The organism is Algihabitans albus (assembly GCF_003572205.1).
In the GTDB taxonomy this organism is placed as follows: Bacteria; Pseudomonadota; Alphaproteobacteria; order Kiloniellales; family DSM-21159; genus Algihabitans; species Algihabitans albus.
On sequence record NZ_QXNY01000004.1, the window covers coordinates 247,126 to 272,319 of the forward strand.

Consider the following 25,194-nt stretch of genomic DNA (forward strand, 5'->3'; position numbering starts at 1 on the left):
GTCACAGGCGGCCGCCCTGCAAGGCCGTCAGGATCTCGCGCGCGCCCGCCTCGACGATGTCCAGCGCGTCTTCGAAACCGGAGAGATCGCCGTAGTAGGGATCGGGCACTTCCCGCCCGCCTGCGGCCTCCGGGTCGAGCGGATGCAGATAGAGCCGCACCCGGGATCTGAGCGTCGCCGGCACCCGGGCCCGCATGTGGCGCAGGTGGCCCAGGTCCATGGCATAGAGCCGGTCGAAGTCCTGGAAATGCCAATCGGCCAATTGCTCCGCTCGCAGGGCCGAGAGGTCGTAGCCGCGCCGGGCGGCGGCGTCGCGGGCCCGCTTGTCCGGCGGATCGCCGACATGCCAGCCGCCGGTGCCGACCGAGCCGGTCCGCACCTGGGTCAAACCGGCATCGTCCAGCAGCTTGCGCATCACACCCTCGGCGCTGGGCGAGCGGCAGATGTTGCCGCTGCAGACGAACAGCAGACTTTGCGGTTGCCCCTGGCGTCCAACCTCATCGCGCGGATCGCTCACGTCATTTCCTCTTAGCTGCGGATTGCCGCCGGTCATATCGCAGAGCTCCAAGATGAGGACAACCCGAGAGTGGACAAGCGATCGCCCGGCAAGACACCCTGCCCCATGACTTCTTCATCCGTCACGTCCTCGAGCAAGCGAATCGTGGTGCTGACCGGCGCCGGAATCTCCAAGGAAAGCGGACTGGACACCTTCCGCGACGCCGACGGCATCTGGTCGCAGGTCAGTCTGGAGGAGGTGGCGACGCCCGAGGGTTTCCGCCGCGACCCCGTCAAGGTGCAGGCCTTCTACAACGCCCGTCGGCGTCAGCTACAGGACCAGGCGGTCAAGCCGAACCTGGCGCATCGGGCTTTGGGCCGACTGCACCGGGCGCTCGGTGAGGAGATGCTGCTGGTCACGCAGAACATCGACGATCTGCACGAACGCGGTGGCGCCGGCCCGGTTCTGCACATGCATGGTGAGCTTTTGCGGGCCCGCTGCCTGGCCTGTCGGGCCGACAGTGTCTGGACGGCCGACATCGACAGCGCCAGCCGGTGTTCCCGCTGCAGCTCCACCGGCCAACTGCGCCCGCATGTGGTCTGGTTCGGTGAGATGCCGCTGGAGATGGAGCGCATCTATGGCGCCCTGGCCGACTGCGATCTCTTCGTGTCGATCGGCACCTCGGGCAACGTCTACCCGGCCGCCGGCTTCGTGGCGGAGGCACGCGAGGCCGGCGCCCATACCCTGGAGCTGAACCTTGAGCCGAGCGAAGGCGCCACGCTCTTCGCCGAGAAACGCTACGGCCCGGCCAGCGAGTTGGTCCCGCTTTGGGTCGAGGAGGTCTTGGCAGAGACCGGCGTCGCGGGATGAGCGCCCTGGAGACGGCCCTCGCCGAAGCAAGGGCCTGCCGGCTATGCGCGGCGGAGTTGCCGCTCGGGCCGCGCCCCGTCCTGCAGGCCGGCCGGAGTGCGCGCCTGATGGTCGTGGGGCAGGCACCCGGCACGCGAGTCCACGCCAGCGGCATCCCCTTCAACGATCCTTCGGGGGATCGCCTGCGGGCCTGGCTGGGGATCGACCGCGAAACCTTCTACGACGCAACCCGCCTGGCCATTCTGCCCATGGGGCTCTGCTACCCCGGCCAGGACGCGCGCGGCGCCGACAAGCCGCCGAAGAAGATCTGCGCGCCGACCTGGCACCCGCGCCTCCGTCCGCTCTTGCCCAGGCTTGAACTGACCTTGCTGGTCGGACAGTACGCCCAAGCTCGCTACCTCGGTCCCGCACGCAAGAAGACCCTGACCGAGACAGTGCGGGCCTGGCGCGATTACGGCCCGGACTTTCTGCCGCTGCCGCACCCGAGCTGGCGCAACACGGCCTGGCTGAAGCGCAATCCCTGGTTAGAGGCCGAGATCCTGCCGGAGCTGCGCCGCCGCGTCGAAGCGCTGCTTTAGGCTGCCGTTTTCGGCAAGCTCAGGGTCGCGCGGAGGCCGCCGCCAGGGGCGGTGTGCAGCGTCAGGTCGCCGCCGTGGCCGCGCACGACGGAACGGGCGATCGCAAGGCCCAGACCGACCCCGCCGGTCTCCCGACTGCGCGAGCTCTCCAAACGCTGAAAAGGTTCGAAGACCCGCTCGCGCTGTTCCGGGGGGATACCGGGACCGCTGTCGTCGACGTGAATCTCCGTCCCCTCCTCGGTCCGGACCAGAGTGACCTCGGCCGTCTCGCCGTAGGTCAGAGCATTATCGACCAGATTGCGGAGCGCCCTCCGCAGAGCGTCGGGGCGCAGCTCGGCGGTCAGGCTCTCCGGTCCGCGATAGGACACCGGCCGGCCCAGTTCGGCGAAGTCGGCCACCAGCGCCTCGACCAGAGCCGCCAGATCGACACGCCGAGTCGGCTCTCGCGTCGACTCTTCCCGCGCGAAGCTGAGGGTCGCCTCGACCATGCGCTGCAGTTCTTCCAGGGTCTCGAGCATCTTCTCGCGGGTCTCGGTCTCTTCGATCAGTTCGGCGCGCAGACGCAGCGCGGTGATCGGCGTGCGCAGATCGTGGCTGACTGCCGCCAGCAGACGTAGGCGGTCATCGACGAAACGGCGGATGCGGGCGCGCATCTCGTTGAAGGCAGCCACGGTGCGGCGGGCCTCGACCGGTCCCTCGACCTCCAGCGGTGCCCCCGGCTCGCCCCGGCCGAAGGCCTCGGCGGCATCGGCCAGTCGGCGCAGCGGGCGCGTGACCCGCCGCACCATCAGAACGACGACCAGGCTGATCGTCGCCGCCGAGACCATTAAGGCGGCAACCGCCGGCCAGGCCCAGCCGGCCGGGCGCAGCGGCGCGACGGTGCTCGCGGCCAGCCAGGGAGCTTCCGATTCCGGTCCCAAGGGCACGGCCAGGGTCAGCCCGAAGCGCGCATAATGGCCATGCCCGTTCAGGCGGGTCAGGCCAATCCGAGGGGCGCCGGCGCCCGTCCCTTCGAGATAACCAGCCAGATCCGCCGCTAGCCGCCGCTCGATCCGTCCCTGACGTCTTCCGGCCTCCGGCACCGGCCCTTGTGAGAGACGGAAGCGAAGTAGACGCGAGGACGAGGCCTCCAGCACCCGCTGGGCTTGATCCGGCGGCGTTGCGGCCAACAGGCGTACGACAGAGGCGGTGCGTGCCAGGGTGTGATCGCGCTGCACGGCCAGCAGGGCGTCACGCCGCTCGCCGAAGAACAAAAGCCCGGCGAGAAGTTGGCTGCCGACCAGGGCGACCAGCAAGAGCGCGATGAGTTGTCCGGCCAGGCTTTCCGGCCAGAGCTTGACCCGGTGGCCACCGACCCTGAAGCCGCTGCGGCTCACGACGGAGCCCCTTCGGCCGGCGCTACGTCGGCGGCAAGGGCATAGCCCCCGCCCCAATGGGTGACGATGAGATTGGGCTGTTTCGGATCGGCTTCGATCTTGCGGCGCAAGCGGCTGATCTGATTGTCGACCGCCCGGTCGAAGGGCTGCGCCGCCCGCCCGCGCGTCAGGTCGAGCAACTGATCGCGGCTGAGCACGCGACGCGGATGACGTAGGAAGACGCCAAGCAGCAGGAATTCGCCGGTCGACAGAGGAACCGCCGTCCCGTCGCTGCGCAACAGCTCGCGCCGGTCGAAGTCCAGAATCCAGTCGGCGAAGCGCAGGCGTTCGCCTCCAGTGCGGCCGGCCTCGGTGCGAACGACGGGATGTTGAGGGGGCAGGCTTTGGGCGCGGCGCAGCACGGCCTTGATCCGGGCCAGCAGCTCACGGGGATTGAAGGGTTTGGTCACATAGTCGTCGGCGCCCAGCTCCAGCCCGACGATACGGTCCGTCTCCTCCGCCACGGCCGTCAGCAGCACGACCGGCAGGTCGCCCTTCGCCCGAAGGTCACGGGTCAGGCTGAGACCATCTTCCCCCGGCATCATGATGTCGATCACCGCCAGATCGATGGCCGCCACCTCCAGGCTGCGCCGGGCCGCCGCGGCCGACTCCGCGACGGTCACGCGATAGCCCTGCTTGGCGAGATACTTCGCCAGGGCGTCGCGGATCTCACGGTGATCGTCGACCACCAGGATGTGCGGGCTATCGTCCATAGGGGTCATTCTGCCGTCGGAGACGCCGCTCCGCGCGGCGAATTTGTAACGCTTTGTCGCAAGCCCGGGGCTTGCCATGCTTTGCGACTCTTTCCTCCACTCCGGACAAACCTCTGCGACAGCCGGCGCCTAGGTTCAACACATCGCCCGTTCGTCAACCGGGATCGACGCGATGACTGCGTCCGGAACCGATGACGGGACCGGCGAAGGGCACAACGAAGGAAAAGGACCGCAAGATGCAACTTCAAACGAAAATTCTGCTCGGCTGCCTGTTGGTAACCGGCCTGGTGCTGGCGGCCGTCGGCGGCGCTTCGGCAGATCGCGGCTATGGAGGCGGCCATGGCGGGCGGGGCGGCCACATGATGCAGATGTTCGAGCGCGTCGATCTGGACGGCGACGGCCAGGTCACCCGAGCCGAGCTGACCGAATATCGCAACCAGCGTTTCGGCGATGGAGATGCCAACGGCGATGGCGCTCTTGAACTGGCCGAGTTCGAGGCTGTTTGGCTGGCGATGGTCCGCGAGCGCATGGTCGACCGCTTCCAGAGCCTGGACGCCGACGGCGACGGCCGGATCACGGCTGCCGAGTTCGACCAGCCACTCGACCGCATGTTCGGGAGGTTCGATGCCGACGAGGACGGCACCGTCTCCCGCTCGGAAATCCGTGAGCATCACGGTCAACGCCGACACCGGGATTAGGTTTCCTGCCCCCGATCCTAACTCCCGGTGGAGGGGGTGGCCCGTCGGCTGCCCCCTCAGGGCTTTTCGGCACGGGGTTTTCGCGCGTGACCTCAAAGTCCGCTTCGCCTATTCCTGATAGCCGATGAGCAGTCAGACACAAGCATAGGGCGTCCGACGGAGTGGTTGCGCGGGTCAGTACCGTCGCCTTTCTGGGCGTCGAGGTGGTCGAGGTCGACGTCCAGGTGCAGATCAGCCCCGGATTGCCGGCCTTTTCCGTCGTCGGCTTGCCGGACAAGGCGGTCGCCGAAAGCCGGGAGCGGGTCAAGTCGGCGCTGCATGCCATCGGCCTTGGCCTTCCGGCCAAGCGCATCGTCGTCAATCTGGCTCCTGCCGACCTGCTGAAGGAAGGCAGCCACTTCGACCTGCCGATCGCCCTCGGCCTTCTGGCGGCCATGGAAGTGCTGCCGGCCGGCGAGATCGCGGAGTACGTGGCGCTGGGCGAGCTGGCGCTGGACGGTCGCATCGCCAAGGCCGCCGGCGTGCTGCCGGCCGCGATCCACGCTTCGGCCCTCGACAAGGGTTTGATCTGCCCGGCCAGTCAGGGAGGCGAAGCGGCCTGGGCCGAGGGGATCGAGGTTCTGGCGCCCGAAACGCTGCTGGCCCTGGTCAACCACTTCAAGGGCACCCAGGTGCTGCGCCCGCCGGATCCGGCCGCCCAGTCCCTGGCCGGAGGCGGTCCGGATCTGATGGACATCAAGGGGCAGGAGACCGCCAAGCGCGCCCTGGAGATCGCCGCGGCCGGCAGTCACAACCTGCTGATGATGGGCCCACCGGGCTCCGGCAAGTCAATGCTTGCCGCACGTTTGGCCGGCCTTCTGCCGCCGCTGGCGCCGGCCGAGGCGCTGGAAGTCTCCATGATCCACTCGGTGGCCGGAACTCTGGAGGAGGGCAAGCTGCTGCGCCGCCGCCCCTTCCGCGACCCCCATCACTCGGCCTCCCTGCCAGCGCTGGTCGGCGGCGGCCTGCGTGCCAGACCGGGCGAGATTTCGCTGGCCCACCTGGGCGTTCTGTTCCTCGACGAACTCCCGGAGTTCAATCGCAACGCTCTGGAATCCCTGCGGCAACCTCTGGAGACCGGGCAGGTCGCGATCGCCCGCGCCAACGCCCACGTCAGCTACCCGGCCCGGTTTCAGCTCGTCGCGGCGATGAATCCCTGCCGCTGCGGCCACCTGGACGACCCTGCGCAGGCCTGCAGCCGCGCACCGCGTTGCGCCCGGGACTACCAATCGAAGATTTCCGGGCCGCTGTTCGACCGCATCGATCTGACGGTGGAGGTTCCGGCCCTCTCGGCCGCCGACCTGACGCTGCCGCCGCCCGCCGAGGGTAGCGAAGCCGTCGCGGCCAGAGTCGCCGCCGCCCGCGCGCGTCAGACGAAGCGCTACGCCGAGGCCGCCGAAGCCGGAACCGTGGAGAAGCCCCCGCGCCACAACGCCGAGGCGGACGGCCAGTTGCTGGAAAGCGTCGCGGCCCCAGACGGCCCCGGCCGGGAGCTGCTGACCCAGGCCGCTGAGCGCCTGAGCCTTTCCGCCCGCGGCTATCACAGGGTGCTGCGCGTCGCCCGCACGCTCGCCGACCTGGACGGCGAAACCTCCGTCCAACGCCCGCATATCGCCGAAGCGCTGTCCTATCGCCGCATGGTGCCGGGACGGTGACGCAGACGTGGCTCCGGCCACGTTCGAAAAGGATAGAGGTCTGTTGGGGAGGACTTAGAGATTCCTAGGGTCGTCCGAAAACCGCCTGGACGTCTAGAGTGGATCACCGAACGCCCCAGTCGGCTGGCCTGGGTCCTGTTCCCACTCATCTTCGCGGGTCTCACCGGCGTTGCTTTCCACAACGGGTTCTTGGGACAGGCTTCGGATCGCCCCAGGAGCGCCGACTTCCGGGAAATGCCTTCAGCCTATGGCGATCTGACGGCCGAGCAGTTCATCGCGATCTTCGACCGGCTGATCTTTTCCTCGGAAGACGGCCGGGACCTGGATCATCTGTTACGTTGGGAAGAAAAGGAGCTGACCTTCGCCAGTAACGCTCCGAGGAACAGCGAAGAGGCGGAGCAAGTCCGCACCGTCGCGCGACTCCTGTCAAGCTTGACGGGACGGGACTTCGTCGAGGTTGCGGATCCAGCCGCCGCCAACATAGAAGTCCATTTCGGCGACGGCCGCCGGCCATCGAACACGGCCCCTCGTCACCAATAACGACGACCAGCCGGCCGACCGAGCCGCGTCGGAGCCGGCGTCCTGCTTGACCTTGATAGACTCCAGAGTTCGCCCGGGTGCGATTTTCTACGATGGAGCCGTGCTCCAGTACAGGACCGAGGTGCCGAAGATCTTTAAAGCCTGGGTCTACATCCGGAACGACCTGTCTCCGACGAAGAAGCGGACCTGCATCGTCGAGGAAGTTTCTCGTGCGATCGGCATAAACAACGACCTACCGGGGCTGCCTTCGATCTTTTCGGACGACATGCGCAGTTCGACGCCAACGGAAACGGACCGCGCGATCATCCGCGCCCTCTACGACGAAGACCTGCGGTCCGGAATGCGGCGAAATCAGGCGCTGACAGCTGTCGGAGCCTGGTTTGCGGAAGATCGCGCGGGAACGGAACCGCAACCGTGAGGATTGCCCGACACTCGGCGGCAGACCGTCATCGTCGCGGACCGAACCGAGAGCTCCCTTGCAACGCGGGCAAGGGTAGCGCACATTAATAGCGTCAGTTGCTATCGTTTCGTTGTCGCCAAGCTTCGTCCGTTCCAAAGGCCGTCGCACGACTTTACGACCAGACTGCGACTGCGACCGGGGCCGGCAACACCGCCGCCCTGGAACTTTGGATCCGATGACGAGGATACAGATAATGGCGACCGGTACGGTCAAGTGGTTTAACCCGACCAAGGGTTTCGGTTTCATTCAGCCGGACAACGGCGGCGCGGATGCCTTCGTGCATATTTCGGCCGTCGAGCGGGCCGGCCTTTCGACCCTCAACGAGGGGCAGAAGGTCTCTTACGAGCTGCAGCAGGGCCGCAACGGCAAGTCCGCAGCCGAGGACCTGAAGATCGTCGACTAACGTCCGCATCTGCGACTTAGTCGATCACGAGAAGGCCTCCCGGTTCTCCGGGGGGCCTTTTTCGTTGCGGCCTCTCCAGGCCGCTCGGCGCAATCACTTGCAAAGAGATCGAGTGAGTCGCACATTCACACCGTCAGTTGCGCTTGTTTCGTTGTCGCTACGCTTCGTCCCTTCCAAAGGCCGTCGCACGACTCACGACCAGACTGCGACTGCAACCGGGGTTCGCAGGTCGGCGACCCCGGATCGGAAGACACGACGAGAGGATACAGACAATGGCGACCGGTACGGTCAAGTGGTTCAACCCCACTAAGGGTTTCGGTTTCATCGAACCGGACAACGGCGGCGCAGATGCCTTCGTGCACATCTCCGCAGTGGAGCGCGCCGGCCTTTCGACCCTCAACGAGGGGCAGAAGGTCTCTTACGAGCTGCAGCAGGGCCGCAATGGCAAAGCCGCCGCAGAAGATCTGAAGGTCGTCGGCTAAGCGTCGAACTTCAGGTCGAAACGATCGGCGAGGCCCTCCGGGAAACCGGGGGGCCTTCGTCGTTTCTGCATCGCGGATCAGCCTGGCGGGAGTCCGAGGCATGCATCGGGATCGTCGTCGGCCCTGGAAATAGGCGAGCGGGGTTGCTACAACCCCGGCCTTCACACCAAGGGGAATTCCATGCGCCGCGCCCAGGTGGACCGCTCGACCAGCGAAACCAAGATCTCGGCCGCCGTCAATCTAGACGGGAGCGGGAGCTATAAGGTCTCGACCGGCCTCGGCTTTCTGGACCATATGATCGAGCAACTCTCGCGTCATAGCCTGATCGACATCGAGCTGACCGTCGAGGGCGACCTGCATATCGACGGTCACCACACAACCGAGGACAGCGGCATCGCACTGGGCCAGGCGGTCGCGGAGGCCTTGGCCGACCGTAAGGGTATCGTGCGCTACGGCGACGCGATGATCCCCATGGACGAGACCCTGACCCGCGTGGCGCTCGACCTCTCCAACCGGCCTTACCTGATTTGGAAGGTCGACTTCACGCGCGACAAGCTCGGCGAGATGGATACCGAGCTGTTCCGCGAGTGGTTCCAGGCCTTCGCCCAGCATGCCGGGATGACCTTGCACGTCGAAACCCTCTATGGCCTCAACAACCACCATATCGTGGAGTCCTGCTACAAGGGGCTGGCGCGGGCTTTGCGCAAGGCCCTCGAGATCGACACCCGCAAGGCCGACCAGGTGCCGTCGACCAAGGGCCTTCTGTAGGGCTTGTCCCTCATGCGCCTCTTCGGCTTCGGCCCTCAGCCAGGTTTGGTTTCAGATTCGCCATGACTGTTGCCATCGTCGACTACGGATCGGGGAACCTGCGCTCCGCCGCCAAGGCGCTCGAGCGGGCGGCCCGCGAAACCGGTCTCGACCGCGAGATCGCGGTCACGGGTGCGCCGGAAGAGGTGGCGGCGGCCGACCGGATCGTCTTGCCGGGCGTCGGCGCCTTCGGCGACTGTCGGGCCGGCCTGCTGGCCATTCCCGGCATGGCGGACGCGCTTGAGGAGGCCGTGGGTGCTCGTGCCCGGCCCTTCCTCGGCATCTGCGTCGGCATGCAGCTCTTCGCCAGCCGCGGCCTGGAGCATGGCTGTCACAAGGGCTTCGACTGGATCGCGGGTGACGTGGTCAAGCTGTCGCCGAAGGAGCCCGCACTGAAAATCCCGCAGATGGGCTGGAACGAGTTGATCCTCGGGGAAAGGGCGCATCCGGTACTGGACGGACTTCCAGTCGGCGCCCATGCCTACTTCGTTCACAGCTACCACCTGGAGGCCGCACATCCGTCTCAAGTTCTGGCTACCGTGGACTACGGCGGACCGGTGACCGCTACGGTTGGTCGCGACACTCTGATCGGCACGCAATTTCACCCTGAGAAGAGCCAGGCCACCGGCCTACGCCTGCTCGCCAACTTCCTGGCTTGGAGTCCCTAAATCCGTCATGCCTGAAGACCAAAGCGTCCCCCGCAAGGTCGAGCGTCTGACCGAAATTCTAGGCACCGACCTGCACGACCTCTGCGACGCCGCGGAAGCGGCAATCGTCGACGGCGGCGGCTTCGGGTGGCTGACGCCGCCGCCGCGGCAGATGATGGAGTCCTACTGGAAAGGAATCCTGGTGGTTCCCGAACGCGACCTCTTCGTCGCCCGGTTGGACGGAACGATCGGCGGTTCGGCTCAGCTGGTACGCCCGACGCGAAACAACGAGGCCGGCGCGACCGTCGGAACACTCAGCACCTTTTTCCTCGCGCCCTGGTCACGCGGCTACGGCCTTGCGGTACAGCTGATCGAGCGCGTGGCCAAGACCGCCCGCGAGACAGGGTTGGAAGTCCTGCAGCTGGACGTTCGCGAAACCCAAGAGCGCGCGATCCACGTCTACGAGCAGCTCGGCTTTCGACGCTGGGGGAGTAATCCGCGTTATGCCTGGGTCGACGGACGCTGGGTGACAGGGTTCTACTACTACCGAGACCTCGATCCGGACGCCGTGACGCCATGATCTTGTTTCCCGCCATCGATCTGAAGGACGGCAAAGCCGTTCGGCTGCTGCGCGGCGAGATGGAGGCCGCCACGGTTTTCAACGACGATCCGGCCGCTCAGGCCGAAGCCTTCGCCACTGCCGGATTCGAGTGGCTGCATATCGTCGATCTCAACGGCGCCTTCGAGGGACGGCCGGTGAACGCCGACGCGGTGCAGAACATTTTGTGGGCGACACGCCTGCCGGTACAGCTCGGCGGCGGCATCCGCGACATGGCGACGATCGAGCGCTGGCTGGAACTGGGCGTGACTCGGGTGATTCTCGGCACGGTCGCGATCAAGGACCCGGCCCTGGTCCGCGCGGCCGCCAAGCGCTTCCCTGGCCGGATCGTGGTCGCGGTCGATGCCCGTGGCGGCCGCGTCGCGGTCGAGGGCTGGTCCGAGGTCAGCGAGACGACGGCCGTCGATCTCGGCAGGTCCTTCGAGGACGCCGGCGTGACAGCACTGCTCTACACCGACGTGGATCGGGACGGCGCGCTCGAAGGGGTGAATCTGGAGGCGACTTCAGCCCTCGCCGAAGCGGTGCGAATTCCGGTTATCGCGTCTGGAGGAGTCGCTTCGATCGACGATCTGGCCGCCCTGATGCCGCTGGAAGAGATCGGTGTCGCCGGCGTGGTCTGCGGCCGCGCGCTCTACGATGGGCGGATCGATCCGGCTCAGGCTCTGGATCTTCTGGCCGGTTCGCCGGAGGATGGAATCAGCCCATGATGAAGCTGCGCATCATCCCCTGCCTGGACGTCAAGGACGGGCGGGTGGTCAAGGGCGTGAACTTCGTGGGCCTACGCGATGCCGGCGACCCGGTCGAGCAGGCGAAGATCTACGACGCGGCCGGAGCGGACGAACTCTGTTTCCTCGACATCACGGCCAGTCACGAGAAGCGCGGCATCATCCTGGAGGTGGTGCGGGCGACGGCCGAGCAATGCTTCATGCCGTTGACCGTCGGCGGCGGCGTGCGGCGCCTGGAGGACATCCGCGAACTTCTGCTGGCCGGCGCCGACAAGGTCTCGATCAACACGGCCGCGGTCGAAACACCCGACTTCGTGCGGCAGGCCGCCGAGAAATTCGGCAGCCAATGCATCGTGGTGGCAATCGACGCCAAGCGGGCCGAGCCGGGTGAGGACGGAAACCGGCGTGCCGAAATTCCAAGCGGCTTCGAAGTCTTCACGCACGGGGGCCGCCGGCCGCGCGGCCTGGATGCCGTCGCCTGGGCCAGGCGGATGGTCGAAGCCGGCGCCGGGGAGATTTTGCTGACCTCGATGGACCGCGACGGTACCAAGTCGGGGTTCGATATCGAACTGACTCAGGCCGTGGCCGATGCCGTGCCCGTCCCGGTCATCGCCTCCGGTGGCGCCGGAACCTCCGCGCATCTGGTCGAAGGACTGCGCGACGGACACGCGACGGCCGTGCTGGCCGCCAGCATTTTCCATTTCGGCGAAATCTCTATTGAAGAAGCCAAACAGGCCTTGGCCGAGGCCGGCCTACCGGTCCGGCCGACCGAGCTTTCCGGAGAGCCGCAGGACTTGGCGATGTCGGAGGGGGTAAAGGTATGAGCGACGCCGCCGTTCTGGAGCGTCTGCTCGAAACCATTGCCGCGCGCAAACAGGCGGACCCCAGCGAGTCCTATACGGCGAAACTTCTGGCAAAGGGCGTCCCCAAGATCGCCCAGAAGGTCGGCGAGGAAGCGGTGGAGACGGTGATCGAGGCGATGCGCGGCGATCGCGCGGCCTTGGCGGCGGAGAGCGCCGATCTGCTCTACCATTTGCTGGTGCTCTGGACCGCCAGCGGTCTCGATCCGGCGGACGTCTGGTCCAAGCTGGCGAAGCGCGCGGGGACTAGCGGCCTATCGGAGAAGGCCGCGCGGAAGTAGGACTGACGATCGCGCTTTAGGGAGTCTCCTCAGTCTCGCGCACACAACTCGGCAGACCGTCGGCGAAGAAGCTGTAGTTGAGCAGGAAAGCTTCGTTGATGAGACCATTGCGATTCTCATCGAAACGGTTGTTGTAGATCCAGACCACTTCTCCGTCCGGCGCCGTCTCCAGGACGCGGCCGGCCTCGCTTTCGACGATCAGGATATTGCCGTTTTCGAGAACCTGATGCCGGCCGCGCCGATAGGAATAGAAACTCTCTGGTGGGTCGCCTTCGAAGGTGCTCCAGACCTCGTCGGTTTCCGGATCCACCCGCAGGATTGCGGAACGCCCGGTCCCCATCGCGTTGTCGTAGACGGAGATCGTGCCGTCCGGCAGGAAGTCCGGATCGTGCTGCCGATGCCAGGGCCCGATCCGGGACCATTTCAGTTCACCGCTTTCCGGGTCGAGAACCGCGACCATGTTCAGCGATCTCAGGCTGATGAGAAGATCGCCCGCGTCAAAAAGAGGGAAAGCGGGCGCCAGTTCCTCCGAGAGTTCTTCGACGTCGTTCGGATGGAACGGATCGAAGCCGAAGTCGACGACATTGGCACGCTCCTCCCCACGTATGGCAAAGCGACCTTGAAGGCCGTGCGGCAGAATGACATCGTCCTCCAAGGAGATACGGCGGATTGGCAGCCCGGTTTCCGTTTCGACCTCTACCATGTACTCGCGGTCGCTCTTTCGCTCGACCCCGTCCGAATCCGGCACGGCTTGCCAGGTCCAAACCGTATCCCGTCCGGAGTTGCTGACGACGTGGTGGAAATTTCCGTCGAGCACCCATTGCGGATCGCCGCAGCTGTCGAGGCGAGCCAGAACGCCGCCGTTGTCGAAGTTGACGACGATCGAACCATCTTCAAGCGGTACGACCCCATGCAGAAAGACACGATTGGGACTCTCGCCCTCGGGCGCCAGAATCGCGTAGTCGACCGGCCAGTAGTGGAGTTCGGCGCCCTCGGGGTCGATCAAGCGCAGTCCCGCGAGAGCTTGCCGTCCCGGCGTCAGCTCGGAGACCAGACGCAGGCCCGGCATCATGCGCTCTGGGTTGAGACTGTTTGTCGGCTCGGCGCCCGGTACCGGCGCTTCGACCAACAGAAGTGTGGGCTCAATCCCCAGGTCGTGCCGCCAGTTCCGGAAAAGATCGAGCGAGTCCTCATAAAGCTGGGCAACCAGGCTGGTCGGTGGGAGTTGGCGGAAAGCGACGAAGAAGCCCGCGCAAAAGGCCAAGATCGCAAGCGATAGGAGAAAAACGATGTAAGAGAGGCGCTCGGCCATGGTTCAACGCCCCTATTGAATTGGTGACAAGGTACAAGCCTTGCGTTTGAGGTCTTCGTAAAGCGCCTGTGCCGAGGGCAGCAGAGCTTCGAAAGCGGGATCGCCGGGCAGGTCGTATTGGGACGGCGCATGCGCACGTTCGACTTCACTCCGCATCGCAGCCGAGCAGTCGACTCCCACACTGTCGGCCAAGCGCTCGACCGTCCGCAGCGGATCCCGACAGAGGTCCGCATAGTCGATGAAGACGATGGTTTCACTGTCGAGCGCCGCGAAAGCTCGATGCACCGAGACCCAGTAGCTCAGCCAGAAAAGAGGATCATCGGGAGAACCCGACAGCGAGTCGAAGGCGATTGGCTTGAGATCGGCACCAAACTCGAAGTGCCCGAGTGCTGCCATGTAGCGCCGGGCGAAGGGGTCTTCCGCATGAATCTCCTGAAAGCGTCGATGTTGACGATAGAGAGACTGGCTGTGAGACAGAGGGTCGCGAAAGGGAATGAGGATGCGGCAGTCCGGAAAGAGAGCGGGCAGGAGTTCCAGCCGGGCGATATTGGAATTGTTCTTCGACAGATAGCGTCGCGGAGCACCGTCCTGCTCACCGCGTGTACGCAGGGCAATAACTTTGCGCATTTGCCGGGCGAAGAAGACTTCGAACTCCGGATCTCGGTCTTCCGCCGTCCAACGAGCGATATGATCCTCGCCGTATTTGTCGGGCCAGAAGGTCAGCCATACCGTCTCTTCGAAAGCCTCGGGACTGTCGTATCCAACGGCCATGCCGTCGCCATGCGGACGCTCACGAAGTGCATTGGTCTTGCGAAAAGGGCGGGAGAAGCGATCCCAGAGAAGCGGTGCCAGCACAAAGGGCATGTCGCGATAGCTGTTTGTTGCCAACTCTTCGGACGCGGCAAGAACGTTCAGCAAATGTGTCGTACCGGCGCGCGGCAGGCCGGCGATGAGAATCGGCCGTTCCGGCGGACCCTCGGCAAGGTCCGCAGCGAAAAAGCGATCCTCCATGTCCGCAAGCGCGAGCTGTAGAGGAAAGCCTGAGAAGGCAAGGCGATGCAGCAGTCGATCGACGCCACTGTAGCGTTCGGCAGAGGTCATCGGCGTATCACCAAGGCGATCACGGAGACGGCGACGGCCAGTCCGAGAAACAGTGGATCGATGGCCAACGTCGCGGCCTCGTCCAGGCGATACAATCCAAAGGCAAAACCGAGCCAGACGCAGAAGAGCGCCGCACCCAGCGCCAAAGAGGAACGCCAAAGAATCGCCATGAAGGTTCCCATCAGAGCGACGGCGGCCGTGCGGGCAGCCGCTTCCTTTTCGGCATCGTCGACCTCTGCCGATTGAAGCAGGCCGGTCACGCTGCGCAAACGCTGCCCGCTGTGCGCGACGACCGCGCCAAGCCCGAGCCAGCGCAGAATCAGGGCGAATGCCAGGATCCCCAGCAGGAGAAAAACAATCGTCATCGGGGCATCGCTCTCATCGGCGGAGGAGCGGAGTTATCAGTTTTTGTGCCCCGGCCCGTCGCTTGCACCGGCGTGCTGCTGCCGGGCCTTGTGGCGGGCAGCCCGCATCCGTTTGATGGGAAACCAGACGAAGCCGACCAACGCCAGGCCCGCTGCCGCGAAGAGGGCAAGAATCGCTCCCAGTGCGGAGAGTCCTCCGCCGGGACCGATGTAAGCCAGCGCCGGCGTGGCGCTGGAGAGAAGGAGTGCGCCGCTCAAGACTGCGTGCCGCCAAAGACTGCGGCTATCGTGTCTCCATCCCTTCATCGCAACGAACCTCCGACTATCTGTATTTTATCCGATTTCGGACAAGCCGGCGACGGCCTGCCATGCGCCACGGACTGCGCGGAACGATTGTGGAGACCGTGGCCTGTAATATGTGGCAAAGGAGATGGAACGTTGCCGAGACATCTCTGGTGCAACGGTATGACTGAGCGGCGGGTGTGATCGTTCGACCGCGAGCAAACCAAGGCTCGGCAGCAGAATGGAGGGGCGTCGCGACCCGAAGCTCGCGCGGCACTGATAGTACTTGAGCGAGTTGCCTTTAGGAGACAAGCCCAGGGGACTTCCGACCTCCCTGTCGGGCCACAGCTGTGGCCGCAGCCCCTACGCTCGCCGGAACAGGTCTAGAAGCCTGGAGACGGCCCCAACTCGGACGAGGGAGCGAAGCCACCTTTTGTCTCAAATCTGCTCTCCGGTTCCACCCGGGAAACCGAAGGACTGGCACCCCACGAGACCGTGGGGCGCCAGCCGGCAGATCCCTTCAGATACTAGGCACGGTTCATGCGATTGGCGACAAGATCGTCGACCACACCCGGATCGGCGAGCGTCGAGGTGTCTCCGAGGTTGGAGTAGTCGTTCTCGGCGATCTTGCGGAGGATGCGCCGCATGATCTTGCCGGAGCGGGTTTTAGGCAGGCCCGGCGCCCACTGAATCAGGTCCGGGCTGGCGATCGGACCGATTTCGCGCCGCACCCACTGCACCAGCTCCTTGCGCAGCGCCTCCTCCGGCTCCTCGCCGGCCACGAGCGTGACGTAGGCGTAGATACCCTGCCCCTTGAGGTCGTGCGGGTAACCGACCACTGCAGCCTCCGCCACTTTTGCATGGGCGACCAGAGCGGATTCAACCTCCGCAGTACCCATACGATGACCCGAGACGTTGATCACATCGTCAACCCGGCCGGTGATCCAATAGTAGCCGTCCTCATCCCGACGGCAGCCATCGCCGGTAAAGTACTTGCCGGGATAGGTCGAGAAGTAGGTCTGTACGAAACGGTCGTGATCTCCATAGACGGTGCGCATCTGCCCCGGCCAGGAGTCGGCGATGCAAAGGTTGCCTTCGGTCGCGCCCTCGAGATGCTTGCCCTCGGCATCGACGATCACGGGTTTGATACCGAAGAAGGGCCGAGTGGCGGAGCCGGGCTTCAGGGGCGTCGCGCCCGGCAGCGGCGTGATCAGGATGCCGCCCGTCTCCGTCTGCCACCAGGTATCGACGATGGGGCAGCGTCCTTCGCCGACCACGTTGTGGTACCACAGCCAGGCTTCCGGGTTGATCGGCTCGCCGACCGATCCGAGCAACCGCAGGGACGTGCGTTTGGTCTTCTTTACCGGCTGTTCGCCCTCGCGCATCAAGGCGCGGATGGCAGTCGGCGCCGTATAGAAGATATTGACCTTGTGTTTGTCGCAGATTTCCCACATGCGCGACGCATCCGGGTAGTTGGGCACGCCTTCGAACATCAAGGTGGTGGCGCCGTTGGCCAGCGGACCGTAGACGATGTAGCTGTGCCCGGTGACCCAACCGACGTCGGCGGTGCACCAGTAGACCTCGCCGTCGTGATAGTCGAAGACGTACTGGTGGGTCATGGAGGCATAGACCAGATAGCCTCCGCTGGTATGCAGCACGCCCTTCGGCTGACCGGTCGAGCCGGAGGTGTAGAGGATGAAGAGCGGATCCTCCGCCGCCATCTCCTCGGCCGGGCAGTCGTCGGAAACCTTGCCCAGTTCCTCGTGGTACCAGAGGTCGCGGCCGTCTGCCCAAGTGATCGAGCCGCCGGTGCGGCGCACCACCAGCACGGTCTTCACGTCGGGACAGGACTCCAGCGCCTTGTCGGTATTAGCCTTCAACGGCACCTTGCGACCGCCGCGCAGGCCCTCGTCGGCGGTGATTACGAAGGTCGACCCGCAGTCCTGGATGCGGCCGGCCAGGGCATCCGGCGAGAAACCGCCGAAGACCACGGAATGGATCGCGCCGATCCGCGCGCAGGCCAGCATGGCGTAGGCGGCCTCGGGAATCATCGGCAGATAGAGCGTGACGCGATCACCCTTCTGCACACCGTTGGCCTTCAGGACGTTGGCCAGACGGCAGACCTCCTCGTAGAGCTCGCCGTAGGTGATGTGCTTGTGCTCGCTGGGGCTGTCGCCTTCCCAGACGATCGCCGTGTCGTTCTTCTTGGTGTCGAGGTGCCGGTCGATGCAGTTGTAGGCGACGTTGGTGGTCCCGTCGTGGAACCACCGGATCTTCACCTCGCCCGGTCCGTAGGAGACGTCCTTGACCGCATCGTAAGGTTTGAACCAATGGATACGCTTGCCCTGCTCGCCCCAAAAGCCTTCCGGGTCGGCGACCGATTGTTCGTACATCCTCTGATAGCCGGCGGCGTCGATCCAGGCCGTCTCGGCAAACTCGTCGGGTACAGGGTAAGTACTGCTCATCTGCGGTCGCGCTCCCTTTGCTCTGCTCATTTCAGGGGCGCGGTCGTTGGTCTTGCCGCCCCCAACTGGAAATAGACTTCGCTGCGGCATCGACTATTCCAGAAAAGCACTCCGGTTAACAACAGCGGGTCGCGGACCGTAGGCGTACAAGCTAATCGTCGGAAGCGGACAAGAGCGCCTAACCGCTGGCGGGCAAGGGCGCGGTCAGCAGCAACCATCCCTCGTCATCCAGTTCGACATCGATGGCCGTCAGCGACTGTCCGGCACAGGGACCGGAGATGCAGTACCCGGTCGCGGGCTCGAAAAGCGCCCCGTGGGTGCGGCAGATCGCGTGGGTGCCGGCGGCGTTCATGAAGCGGTCCGGCACCATCTCCAGCGGCACCCCCAGGTGCGGGCAGCTGTTCAGGTAGCCGTACACGGTCGCGCCGTCGCGCAGCAGCACCAGTTCGCGCGGACCCGAGCGATCATGCACCTGCAGCGACTTGCCCTCGCCATCCTCGATCTCCGTCAGACGGCAAAGGCGGAGCGGCAGCTCTCGCAAACGACTAAGTGGGGGAGCGGCCATAACGCCTCGGTGGTCTCGGTCCAGGCAGCAACTATAGCGGTTTGAAGCGTTTTGGTGTTCTTTGTGCAAGTACGGAGATCCGACACAGCAACAGGATCAAACGAACCGCCCATGGTCCTGACCCTCGCAGTTTCCGGTTACCGCTCCCTGCGGGATCTCGTGATTCCGCTCGAACAGCTGACGGTCATCACCGGACCCAACGGGAGTGGCAAGTCGAGCCTCTACAAGGCCGTGCGCCTATTGGCGGATGTTGCGCAAGGGCAGGCCATCGGAGCTCTCGCCCTGGAGGGCGGATTGCAATCGACGCTCTGGGCAGGACCGGAAGCCTTCTCTCGCGGCATGAAGACGGGCGACGTCGCCATTCAAGGAACGGTAAGGCGCGAACGGGTCAGTCTGAAACTGGGCTTCGCGGACAGCGATTATGGCTATGCGATCGATTTGGGCCTGCCGTTCCGCGCTGGCCGCTCTCTGTTCAACTACGATCCCGAAATCAAAACCGAAGCCCTTTGGGTCGGCGAACATCTCAAACGCACCAACTTGCTCGCGCAGCGCAACGGGCCGAGCGTCACTGTCGTGGACGAGGCGGGCATACGCCGAAACGTTCTGACCAGCCTGCCGAGCTTCGAAAGCATGATGACCCACGCGTCGGACCCGCGCGGCGCTCCGGAGCTCCTCGCGCTGCGAGAACGCATGCGGTCCTGGCGTTTTTACGATCACTTCAGAACCGATCTGGAAGCCCCGGTACGCTTCCCGCAGGTCGGAACGAGAACACCCGTTCTAGCCTCTCATGGTGCCGATGCCGCCGCAGCGCTTCAGACCATTCTTGAGATCGGCGATCCTCAAGCGTTGCACGACGCTATCGAGGATGCCTTTCCAGACAGTTCGGTGGAGGTGACGGTAACCGACGGCCTCTTCGAGATCGTCATGCGTCAGCATGGACTGCTGCGGCCCTTGCGAGCCGCCGAGCTTTCGGACGGAACGCTGCGATATCTGCTGCTCGTGGTGGCCCTTCTTACCCCGCGACCACCTCCGTTGATGGTCTTGAACGAGCCCGAAACGAGTCTGCACCCGGTTCTTCTGGAGCCGCTGGCGCGGCTAATCGCCAAGACCTCGAAGCGGTCTCAGATCATCGTCGTTTCTCATGCAGCTCCTCTCGTCAACGCCCTCAAGCAACACGGCCACTGCACCGGCTACGAACTCAGGAAGGGCTTGGGGGAAACGCTAATCGGAACTGCGGAGAGTCCACCTTGGACCTGGCCGAAGCGCTAGCCCGGACGGCTCAATCGGGATCGGTCTCCGCCAGGGAGCAGATCAGGCGCCAAGCCTCGTCTGGAATTGGCATGACCGAGAGGCGCGACTGCTTGAGCAGCGGAAGCTCCGCGAGCTTGGGCTCCCCCTTGATCTCGGCAAGCGTCACCGGCCGCGCTACCGGCTTGACCGCCGTGACGTCGACCATGCCGAAGCGGCCGGACGCGTCGGTGGGGTCGGGGTAGTACTCGCGCGCCACCTCGACGATACCGACGATCCGCTTCTCGTTGACCGAATGATAGAAAAAAGCTCGATCGCCCAGCTTCATGGCTTTCAGGTTGTTACTGGCCTGGTAGTTGCGCACGCCATCCCAATGGTCGGTGCCGGCGGCAACCTGATCGTCCCAGGACCAGGTGCCCGGTTCGCTCTTCATCAGCCAATAGGCCATGACGCACTCCCTGCTTATCGTTCGCACTGCGGATAGCAAAAGCGCTGCTGCGGCGCTAGCCTAGAGGGCCCGCCCATCGAGGAGTCCTCATGAAACTGCAACTTTCCACCTGGCCGGAGGTCGAGGCCTACCTCAAGACCTCGACCGCCATCCTGATCCCGATCGGCTCGACCGAGCAGCACGGCCCGACCGGCTTCGTCGGTACCGATGCGCTCTGCCCCGAAATCTTGGCGGGCGGCATCGCCGAGCAGACCGGCGCTCTGGTTGCCCCTACGGTCTCCGTCGGCATGGCGCAACATCACCTGGGCTTCGCCGGATCCATGACGCTGCGGCCTTCGACCCTGATCGCCGTACTGCAGGACTGGATCAACTCGCTCGCCCGCCATGGTTTCGACCGCTTCTACTTCCTGAACGGCCACGGCGGAAACATCGCCACGGTTTCGGCCGCCTTCTCGGAGGTCTATGCGCAGGCCAGCCTGGGCGCCGCGCCAACAAACCGCCCGGCGCTCACCTGTCGCCTGCGCAACTGGTGGGACCATCGGGACGTCCAGGCCCTGGCAAAGCAACTGTTCGGCGGCAGCGACGGCCAACACGCCACCGCTTCGGAGATCTCTCTGACCTATTACGGTTACCCGGAGGAGGCGCAGCGGGCCGAACGGGGCGCGGCCGAGATGAGCCCAAGAGTGGCGCCCAGCGGTGGCTTCACCGACGCCGCCGATTACCGACGCAAGTTCCCGGACGGCCGCATGGGCAGCGACCCCACCCTGGCCAGCGTCGAGAAGGGTCGAAAGCTTTATGAGACGGCCGTCAGGACTCTCTCGGAGGACTGGCGGAGTTTCGCGGCATCCGGCTAAGCGCAATGGCAAGGCCTGCGCGACTCCGAGCGCTCCTGATAAGATTCCACTGCTATGAGTCGAATCCAGGCCTTGCTGAAGACGGCGCCCCCACCGGTTGCCGCGCCGCCAACCGTCGAGATCGATGGCCGCACGGTGCCGATCGCGGTGCGCGTCAATGCGCGTGCACGCCGCATCATCCTGCGCCTGGCACCCGGCACGGCGGCCGACGGCGGTGACGGGCTGTCTCTCACCCTTCCGTCGGGCGTGGCCTTGTCGGAGGGTCTGGCTTTCGTGGACCGCAGCCGCGGTTGGATCGCGGCCCGTCTCAAACGTCTGCCCGCGCCCCTGCCCTTCACCGACGGCGCGCTCTTGCCGATCCTGGGCGAAGAGCACTTGGTCAAGCACGCGCCCTGGAGCCGGCGGCCGCCCTGGAAGGACAAAGGTATTCTCTGGGTTGGCGGGGCGGCGGAGCATCTCGCGCGCCGCATCACGGACCATCTGAAGACCGAGGCACGCCGCGAAATTACCAGCCGGGCTCGTGCCAAGGCAGCAAAGCTTGTCGACCGCGACATCTCGCCGGACGGTAAGGCCGCGCGAAAGATCCAGCCCCAAGGCCGGCGCTTGGGTCGCATAACCTTGCGCGACACCCGCAGCCGCTGGGGAAGCTGTTCGCAGCGCGGCGACCTCAACTTTTCCTGGCGCCTGGTTTTCGCTCCCCTTCCGGTGCTCGACTACGTGGTCGCCCACGAAGTCGCTCATTTGGTTCACCTCGACCACTCCCCCGCCTTCTGGCGCCTCTGCGAGGCGCTAAGCGATGAGCCCGGCTGGACCAAGAGTTGGCTCCGGCGGCATGGCGCGGAGTTGCTGCGCTACGGCGGCTAGATCGGATTTGGCACGCGGCGGCGGCCGTGAAATCCGTCACAGCTTCAGGACCCGACGTTCTCTATCTTAAGGTCATCGCTTGCCCAGCCGGACAAGCGCCTTGGGCAACGCGGCGGACCAAACGCGGAATAGGAATGACACGGACGGAATTAGGCGGCACGGGCTCCACACCCTCTGCGCGCCCGGCACGCCCGGACGATGCGCCCTTGCTCGTCGAACTGGCGAACCTCGCGGGCGAGGGGCTGCCGCTGCATCTCTGGGCCGCGTCGGCCGAAACTGGGCAGACCGCCCTGGACGCCGGGATCGAGCGGGCCCGGCGGGAGACCGGCGGGTTTTCCTATCGCAACGCCGTCGTGATCGAGGCGCCGCTGGCGCCCGGAGCGGCGCCGGAAGTTGCCGGCATGCTGGTCGGTTACCGCCAGGACGCGCCCTTCGAGGCCGGGGATCTGGCCGAGCTACCGGCGACCGTTCGGCCCTTGGTGGAGTTGGAGGCCGAGGCAGAGGCTGCGGTGACCGCAGCCGGAGCGCCGGGCTCCTGGTACGTCAACGTGCTGGCGGTGCTGCCGGCCTTCCAGCGCCGGGGCCTTGGCAGCCGGCTGCTCGACCTGGCCGAAGAGAAGGCGCGAGAGACTGGTGCCGCACAAATGAGCCTCATCGTCGACTCCAGCAATCTCGGTGCCTTCGCGCTTTATTTGCGTCATGGATATATAGAGACCGCGAGGCGTCCGCTTGTGCCCTGGCCGGACGGTCCGACCGGCGAGTGGGTTCTGCTGCTCAAAGCGCTGTGAGTTTTCGTCTCTCCGGCGGACGAGACAAAGGACCGAGAAGGGCGTCCGGAAGTTGTCGCAACGGCTTCTCACCCATCGTCACCGCACCGTTATCTCTCTGGGATAGCATTGCCCTCCGCGTTGCCCAAAACTCAGGAGGTGAACCGTGCCGACGCTCAAGATCGCCAACTGGAACGTCGAATGGATGAACCGCTGGTTCACGGCTGACAATGCCGGAGCCCCACAGCTTCGCCGCTCCGAGGAGGTCGGCGGAGTAAGCGACCTGCCCGGTCTCTGTATACGTGTCGCTGCGGTGATCGAGGCCATGAATGCAGACATCGTGGCTCTGCAGGAGGGGCCGAGCCGCAAGAGCGAGATGGTGCTTTTCATCACCCAGTTTCTCGGCGACCGCTACGCCGTCGAAGGGCCGGCCGGCGCGGGGCAACAGAAACTCTATACCCTCATCAAACGCAGCAGCGACGCCGTCGCCGATGTCTTTCGCATCACTCAAGAGCTGGGCTTGGATTTCGAGGCAGATTGGGAGGTCGACGTCGATCGCGACCTGGTGCTCGACAGCTACGGCTTCACCCGTCCGCCGCTTGTGCTGAAGATCATGACCTCTTCGGGGCGCGAGCTGCGTCTGATCAACCTGCATGCCAAGTCGAAGTATGTCCATCAGGGTGAGCGGCTATGGCGCGATCCCCTGCGTCGAGACGAGTATGTGCGCGAGGCGCTGCAGGCGCGACAACGGATCTCGGCCGAAGCCATGCGCGTGCGCGAGTACCTCGATCTCAGCTTCGCGCAAGACGAACAAGCGGCCCTCGCCCTAATCGGCGACTTCAACGACGGTCCCGGGTTCGACTACTTCGAGAAGCGCTATCTGACCCATGGCCTGGCGAACACTCTCGCCGGCTCGCCCTACATTCCGCCCCGCATGTTGCGTCACGGCTTCGTCGACGATATGCCGAAGGACCTGAATTGGACGGCGATCTTCGACGACTTCATCGAGGAAGTGGAGGACCGCAAGATTCTGCTGGACCATATCCTCCTGTCGGCGAGCCTCTACTGGAACGCCGGCACACGCGCATCAACCGGCCTGATCGAGCATGACGTCTTCAACGCCCAGGTTCGGGAGGACCTGCCGGGCGAGCGCGAGAAGCTGCCGAGCGATCATCGCCCCCAGAGCGTCACTCTTGAGCTCTAGCGGTTCTCGACGATTTCTCCCGGCCAGCAGTTCGACTGCCGACCTCTGCAACCAGTCCGGCAAGAGTTTTAGAGACAGCGCGCTCAAACACGCCATCGGCCTACCAGGGCCTTCATCCTGTGGCGCCTTGGCGCAGAGGCGCAAGATCGAGTATCACTGCCGCTGAATTGTCAGCCTTGCGCTGGCGCAAGTTCCTTCGCGTTCATCTCAACAACAGGCGGGACCGCATGCCCAGCTTCAAGACGATCGACGACCTGCAGGTTTCCGGCAAGACGGCCTTGGTCCGCGTCGACTACAACGTGCCGCTGCGCGACGGCCGCATCACCGATACGACCCGGATTTTACGCTCCAAGCAGACGGTCGACGATCTGGTCGGGCGTGGCGCCAAAGTGGTGCTGCTCGCCCACTTCGGCCGCCCGAAAGGCAAAGCCGATCCGGAGATGTCGCTGAGGCCGGTGGCGGAAGCCGCGGCCGGAGTGCTGAATCGTCCGGTGGCTTTCGCGGAGGACTGCGTCGGTCGGACCGCCAAGGATGCGGTGAATAAACTCGCGCCCGGCGAAGTTCTCCTGCTCGAGAACCTTCGCTTCCACGCCGGCGAGGAAGCCAACGGGCCCGATTTCGCCGACAGCCTGGCCGATCTCGGCGATCTCTATATCGACGACGCTTTCTCGGCGGCGCATCGCGCCCATGCCTCGGTCGACGGGCTGGCTCGCCGGCTGCCGGCCGCCGCGGGCCGTCTGATGCAGCAGGAGTTGGAGGCGCTGTCCAAGGCCTTGGAACGACCCGAGCGCCCGGTCGCCGCAATTGTCGGAGGCGCCAAGGTTTCGACGAAGCTCGACCTGCTCGGCAATCTGGTCGGCAAGGTGCAGCTTCTCGTGGTCGGAGGCGGCATGGCCAATACCTTTTTGCATGCCCTGGGCGTCGATGTCGGCACCTCACTTTGCGAGACGGAAATGGCAGACACCGTGACGGAGATCGTCAAGATCGCCAAAGCCAACGACTGCGACATCCTGCTGCCGACAGATGCTCTGGTGGCGAAAAGCCTGACCGCCAATGCGGTCCACGACACTGTCTCGGTCAAGGACGTCCCGGCCGACCGCATGATCTTGGACATCGGCCCGGCAACCGCCGAACATATCGTCAAGCGCCTGGGAAGCTGTAAGACGGTCGTCTGGAACGGCCCGCTCGGCGCTTTCGAGGTTCCCCCCTTCGACAGCGGAACCAATCTCGTCGCGAGGGCAGTGGCCGACTACAGTCGGGCAGGGCGACTGCTCACCGTCGCCGGCGGCGGCGATACAGTCTCAGCTCTGGCGAACGCCAAAGCACTCGAACACTTCTCCTACGTGTCTACGGCAGGCGGCGCGTTCCTGGAATGGCTCGAAGGCAAAACCCTGCCCGGCGTCAAAGCCTTGGAAGACGCAGCTTAGGATC

General features: G+C 64.9%; 30 protein-coding genes. 20 read left to right on the forward strand and 10 right to left on the reverse strand.

The window, feature by feature from the left end; all coding sequences use genetic code 11:
• Position 1 precedes the first annotated feature (1 nt).
• Entirely contained in the window at positions 2 to 517 is a 516-nt protein-coding gene (locus DBZ32_RS11250) for a low molecular weight protein-tyrosine-phosphatase (protein ID WP_235830148.1), read from the reverse strand.
• Positions 518 to 622: 105 nt separating this feature from the next.
• On the opposite strand from DBZ32_RS11250, the gene cobB reads away from it, so the two are divergent.
• Together cobB and DBZ32_RS11260 are read left to right on the forward strand one after the other, a co-directional pair.
• A complete protein-coding gene (cobB, locus tag DBZ32_RS11255; RefSeq protein WP_119167254.1) occupies positions 623 to 1,366 on the forward strand; it encodes a Sir2 family NAD+-dependent deacetylase in 744 nt (247 codons plus the stop codon).
• Positions 1,363 to 1,944 carry a uracil-DNA glycosylase family protein gene (locus DBZ32_RS11260; protein ID WP_119167255.1) on the forward strand — a complete coding sequence of 194 codons (582 nt, stop codon included), beginning with the start codon at positions 1,363 to 1,365 and terminating at the stop codon, positions 1,942 to 1,944. Before cobB ends, DBZ32_RS11260 begins: the two co-directional genes overlap by 4 nt.
• Here DBZ32_RS11260 and DBZ32_RS22460 read toward each other — a convergent pair.
• Complete coding sequence (locus tag DBZ32_RS22460; protein WP_119167256.1) at positions 1,941 to 3,320, reverse strand: sensor histidine kinase; 1,380 nt, start codon at positions 3,318 to 3,320, stop codon at positions 1,941 to 1,943. The two genes, DBZ32_RS11260 and DBZ32_RS22460, sit on opposite strands and share 4 nt — an antisense overlap.
• The gene (locus DBZ32_RS11270; RefSeq protein WP_119167257.1) at positions 3,317 to 4,072 is read right to left on the reverse strand and encodes a response regulator; all 756 of its coding nucleotides are present in this window, start codon (positions 4,070 to 4,072) and stop codon (positions 3,317 to 3,319) included. Before DBZ32_RS11270 ends, DBZ32_RS22460 begins: the two co-directional genes overlap by 4 nt.
• Before the next feature lie 236 nt (positions 4,073 to 4,308).
• Here DBZ32_RS11270 and DBZ32_RS11275 point away from each other — a divergent pair, with 236 nt between their 5' ends.
• The 12 genes from DBZ32_RS11275 (at position 4,309) to DBZ32_RS11330 (ending at position 12,288) form a co-directional block, all read left to right on the forward strand.
• Positions 4,309 to 4,770, forward strand: a complete 462-nt coding sequence (locus tag DBZ32_RS11275) for an EF-hand domain-containing protein (protein ID WP_162906724.1) — start codon at positions 4,309 to 4,311, stop codon at positions 4,768 to 4,770.
• Between the two features lie 161 nt (positions 4,771 to 4,931).
• On the forward strand, positions 4,932 to 6,464 hold the full coding sequence (locus DBZ32_RS11280) for a YifB family Mg chelatase-like AAA ATPase (protein WP_119167259.1): 1,533 nt from the start codon (positions 4,932 to 4,934) through the stop codon (positions 6,462 to 6,464).
• Positions 6,465 to 6,698: 234 nt separating this feature from the next.
• The gene (locus DBZ32_RS11285; protein WP_119167260.1) at positions 6,699 to 7,004 is read left to right on the forward strand and encodes a hypothetical protein; all 306 of its coding nucleotides are present in this window, start codon (positions 6,699 to 6,701) and stop codon (positions 7,002 to 7,004) included.
• 52 nt (positions 7,005 to 7,056) lie between these two features.
• Complete coding sequence (locus DBZ32_RS11290; RefSeq protein WP_235830199.1) at positions 7,057 to 7,422, forward strand: DUF2927 domain-containing protein; 366 nt, start codon at positions 7,057 to 7,059, stop codon at positions 7,420 to 7,422.
• Positions 7,423 to 7,657: 235 nt separating this feature from the next.
• Positions 7,658 to 7,867 carry a cold-shock protein gene (locus DBZ32_RS11295; RefSeq protein WP_119167262.1) on the forward strand — a complete coding sequence of 70 codons (210 nt, stop codon included), beginning with the start codon at positions 7,658 to 7,660 and terminating at the stop codon, positions 7,865 to 7,867.
• Positions 7,868 to 8,139: 272 nt separating this feature from the next.
• Complete coding sequence (locus DBZ32_RS11300) at positions 8,140 to 8,349, forward strand: cold-shock protein (protein ID WP_119167263.1); 210 nt, start codon at positions 8,140 to 8,142, stop codon at positions 8,347 to 8,349.
• Positions 8,350 to 8,529: 180 nt separating this feature from the next.
• Positions 8,530 to 9,117, forward strand: a complete 588-nt coding sequence (gene hisB, locus DBZ32_RS11305; RefSeq protein WP_119167264.1) for an imidazoleglycerol-phosphate dehydratase HisB — start codon at positions 8,530 to 8,532, stop codon at positions 9,115 to 9,117.
• Positions 9,118 to 9,179: 62 nt separating this feature from the next.
• Positions 9,180 to 9,824, forward strand: a complete 645-nt coding sequence (gene hisH / locus DBZ32_RS11310; RefSeq protein WP_119167265.1) for an imidazole glycerol phosphate synthase subunit HisH — start codon at positions 9,180 to 9,182, stop codon at positions 9,822 to 9,824.
• Positions 9,825 to 9,831: 7 nt separating this feature from the next.
• The gene (locus tag DBZ32_RS11315; protein ID WP_119167266.1) at positions 9,832 to 10,383 is read left to right on the forward strand and encodes a GNAT family N-acetyltransferase; all 552 of its coding nucleotides are present in this window, start codon (positions 9,832 to 9,834) and stop codon (positions 10,381 to 10,383) included.
• The gene (gene hisA, locus DBZ32_RS11320) at positions 10,380 to 11,129 is read left to right on the forward strand and encodes a 1-(5-phosphoribosyl)-5-[(5-phosphoribosylamino)methylideneamino]imidazole-4-carboxamide isomerase (protein WP_119167267.1); all 750 of its coding nucleotides are present in this window, start codon (positions 10,380 to 10,382) and stop codon (positions 11,127 to 11,129) included. Before DBZ32_RS11315 ends, hisA begins: the two co-directional genes overlap by 4 nt.
• Complete coding sequence (gene hisF, locus DBZ32_RS11325) at positions 11,126 to 11,971, forward strand: imidazole glycerol phosphate synthase subunit HisF (protein ID WP_119167268.1); 846 nt, start codon at positions 11,126 to 11,128, stop codon at positions 11,969 to 11,971. The genes hisA and hisF overlap by 4 nt, the downstream gene beginning before the upstream one ends.
• Complete coding sequence (locus tag DBZ32_RS11330; protein ID WP_119167269.1) at positions 11,968 to 12,288, forward strand: phosphoribosyl-ATP diphosphatase; 321 nt, start codon at positions 11,968 to 11,970, stop codon at positions 12,286 to 12,288. The genes hisF and DBZ32_RS11330 overlap by 4 nt, the downstream gene beginning before the upstream one ends.
• Before the next feature lie 16 nt (positions 12,289 to 12,304).
• Here DBZ32_RS11330 and DBZ32_RS11335 read toward each other — a convergent pair whose 3' ends face one another.
• The 6 genes from DBZ32_RS11335 to DBZ32_RS11360 all read right to left on the reverse strand — a co-directional run bounded on the left by DBZ32_RS11335 (position 12,305) and on the right by DBZ32_RS11360 (position 18,378).
• Entirely contained in the window at positions 12,305 to 13,600 is a 1,296-nt protein-coding gene (locus tag DBZ32_RS11335) for an arylsulfotransferase family protein (protein ID WP_119167270.1), read from the reverse strand.
• A 12-nt stretch (positions 13,601 to 13,612) separates the two neighbouring features.
• A complete protein-coding gene (locus DBZ32_RS11340; RefSeq protein ID WP_119167271.1) occupies positions 13,613 to 14,701 on the reverse strand; it encodes a sulfotransferase in 1,089 nt (362 codons plus the stop codon).
• The gene (locus DBZ32_RS11345) at positions 14,698 to 15,066 is read right to left on the reverse strand and encodes a hypothetical protein (RefSeq protein WP_119167272.1); all 369 of its coding nucleotides are present in this window, start codon (positions 15,064 to 15,066) and stop codon (positions 14,698 to 14,700) included. The genes DBZ32_RS11340 and DBZ32_RS11345 overlap by 4 nt, the downstream gene beginning before the upstream one ends.
• Before the next feature lie 36 nt (positions 15,067 to 15,102).
• Positions 15,103 to 15,324 carry a hypothetical protein gene (locus DBZ32_RS11350; RefSeq protein ID WP_119167273.1) on the reverse strand — a complete coding sequence of 74 codons (222 nt, stop codon included), beginning with the start codon at positions 15,322 to 15,324 and terminating at the stop codon, positions 15,103 to 15,105.
• A 551-nt stretch (positions 15,325 to 15,875) separates the two neighbouring features.
• A complete protein-coding gene (gene acs / locus DBZ32_RS11355) occupies positions 15,876 to 17,813 on the reverse strand; it encodes an acetate--CoA ligase (protein ID WP_119167274.1) in 1,938 nt (645 codons plus the stop codon).
• Between the two features lie 178 nt (positions 17,814 to 17,991).
• Positions 17,992 to 18,378 carry a Rieske (2Fe-2S) protein gene (locus DBZ32_RS11360; RefSeq protein ID WP_119167275.1) on the reverse strand — a complete coding sequence of 129 codons (387 nt, stop codon included), beginning with the start codon at positions 18,376 to 18,378 and terminating at the stop codon, positions 17,992 to 17,994.
• 111 nt (positions 18,379 to 18,489) lie between these two features.
• Here DBZ32_RS11360 and DBZ32_RS11365 point away from each other — a divergent pair, with 111 nt between their 5' ends.
• Complete coding sequence (locus tag DBZ32_RS11365; RefSeq protein ID WP_119167276.1) at positions 18,490 to 19,647, forward strand: AAA family ATPase; 1,158 nt, start codon at positions 18,490 to 18,492, stop codon at positions 19,645 to 19,647.
• A gap of 10 nt (positions 19,648 to 19,657) precedes the next feature.
• Here the strand turns inward: DBZ32_RS11365 and DBZ32_RS11370 are convergent, their stop codons facing one another.
• Positions 19,658 to 20,074 carry an EVE domain-containing protein gene (locus tag DBZ32_RS11370; RefSeq protein WP_119167277.1) on the reverse strand — a complete coding sequence of 139 codons (417 nt, stop codon included), beginning with the start codon at positions 20,072 to 20,074 and terminating at the stop codon, positions 19,658 to 19,660.
• Positions 20,075 to 20,163: 89 nt separating this feature from the next.
• Between DBZ32_RS11370 and DBZ32_RS11375 the strand changes: the two genes are divergently transcribed.
• From DBZ32_RS11375 to DBZ32_RS11395, 5 genes are all read left to right on the forward strand, one after another.
• Entirely contained in the window at positions 20,164 to 20,928 is a 765-nt protein-coding gene (locus tag DBZ32_RS11375) for a creatininase family protein (protein ID WP_119167278.1), read from the forward strand.
• A gap of 54 nt (positions 20,929 to 20,982) precedes the next feature.
• A complete protein-coding gene (locus tag DBZ32_RS11380; protein WP_119167279.1) occupies positions 20,983 to 21,792 on the forward strand; it encodes a M48 family metallopeptidase in 810 nt (269 codons plus the stop codon).
• Between the two features lie 134 nt (positions 21,793 to 21,926).
• Positions 21,927 to 22,580, forward strand: a complete 654-nt coding sequence (locus DBZ32_RS22465; RefSeq protein ID WP_119167280.1) for a GNAT family N-acetyltransferase — start codon at positions 21,927 to 21,929, stop codon at positions 22,578 to 22,580.
• Between the two features lie 145 nt (positions 22,581 to 22,725).
• Positions 22,726 to 23,763, forward strand: a complete 1,038-nt coding sequence (locus tag DBZ32_RS11390; RefSeq protein WP_119167281.1) for an endonuclease/exonuclease/phosphatase family protein — start codon at positions 22,726 to 22,728, stop codon at positions 23,761 to 23,763.
• Positions 23,764 to 23,990: 227 nt separating this feature from the next.
• Complete coding sequence (locus tag DBZ32_RS11395; protein ID WP_119167759.1) at positions 23,991 to 25,190, forward strand: phosphoglycerate kinase; 1,200 nt, start codon at positions 23,991 to 23,993, stop codon at positions 25,188 to 25,190.
• The last annotated feature ends 4 nt before the right edge of the window (positions 25,191 to 25,194 follow it).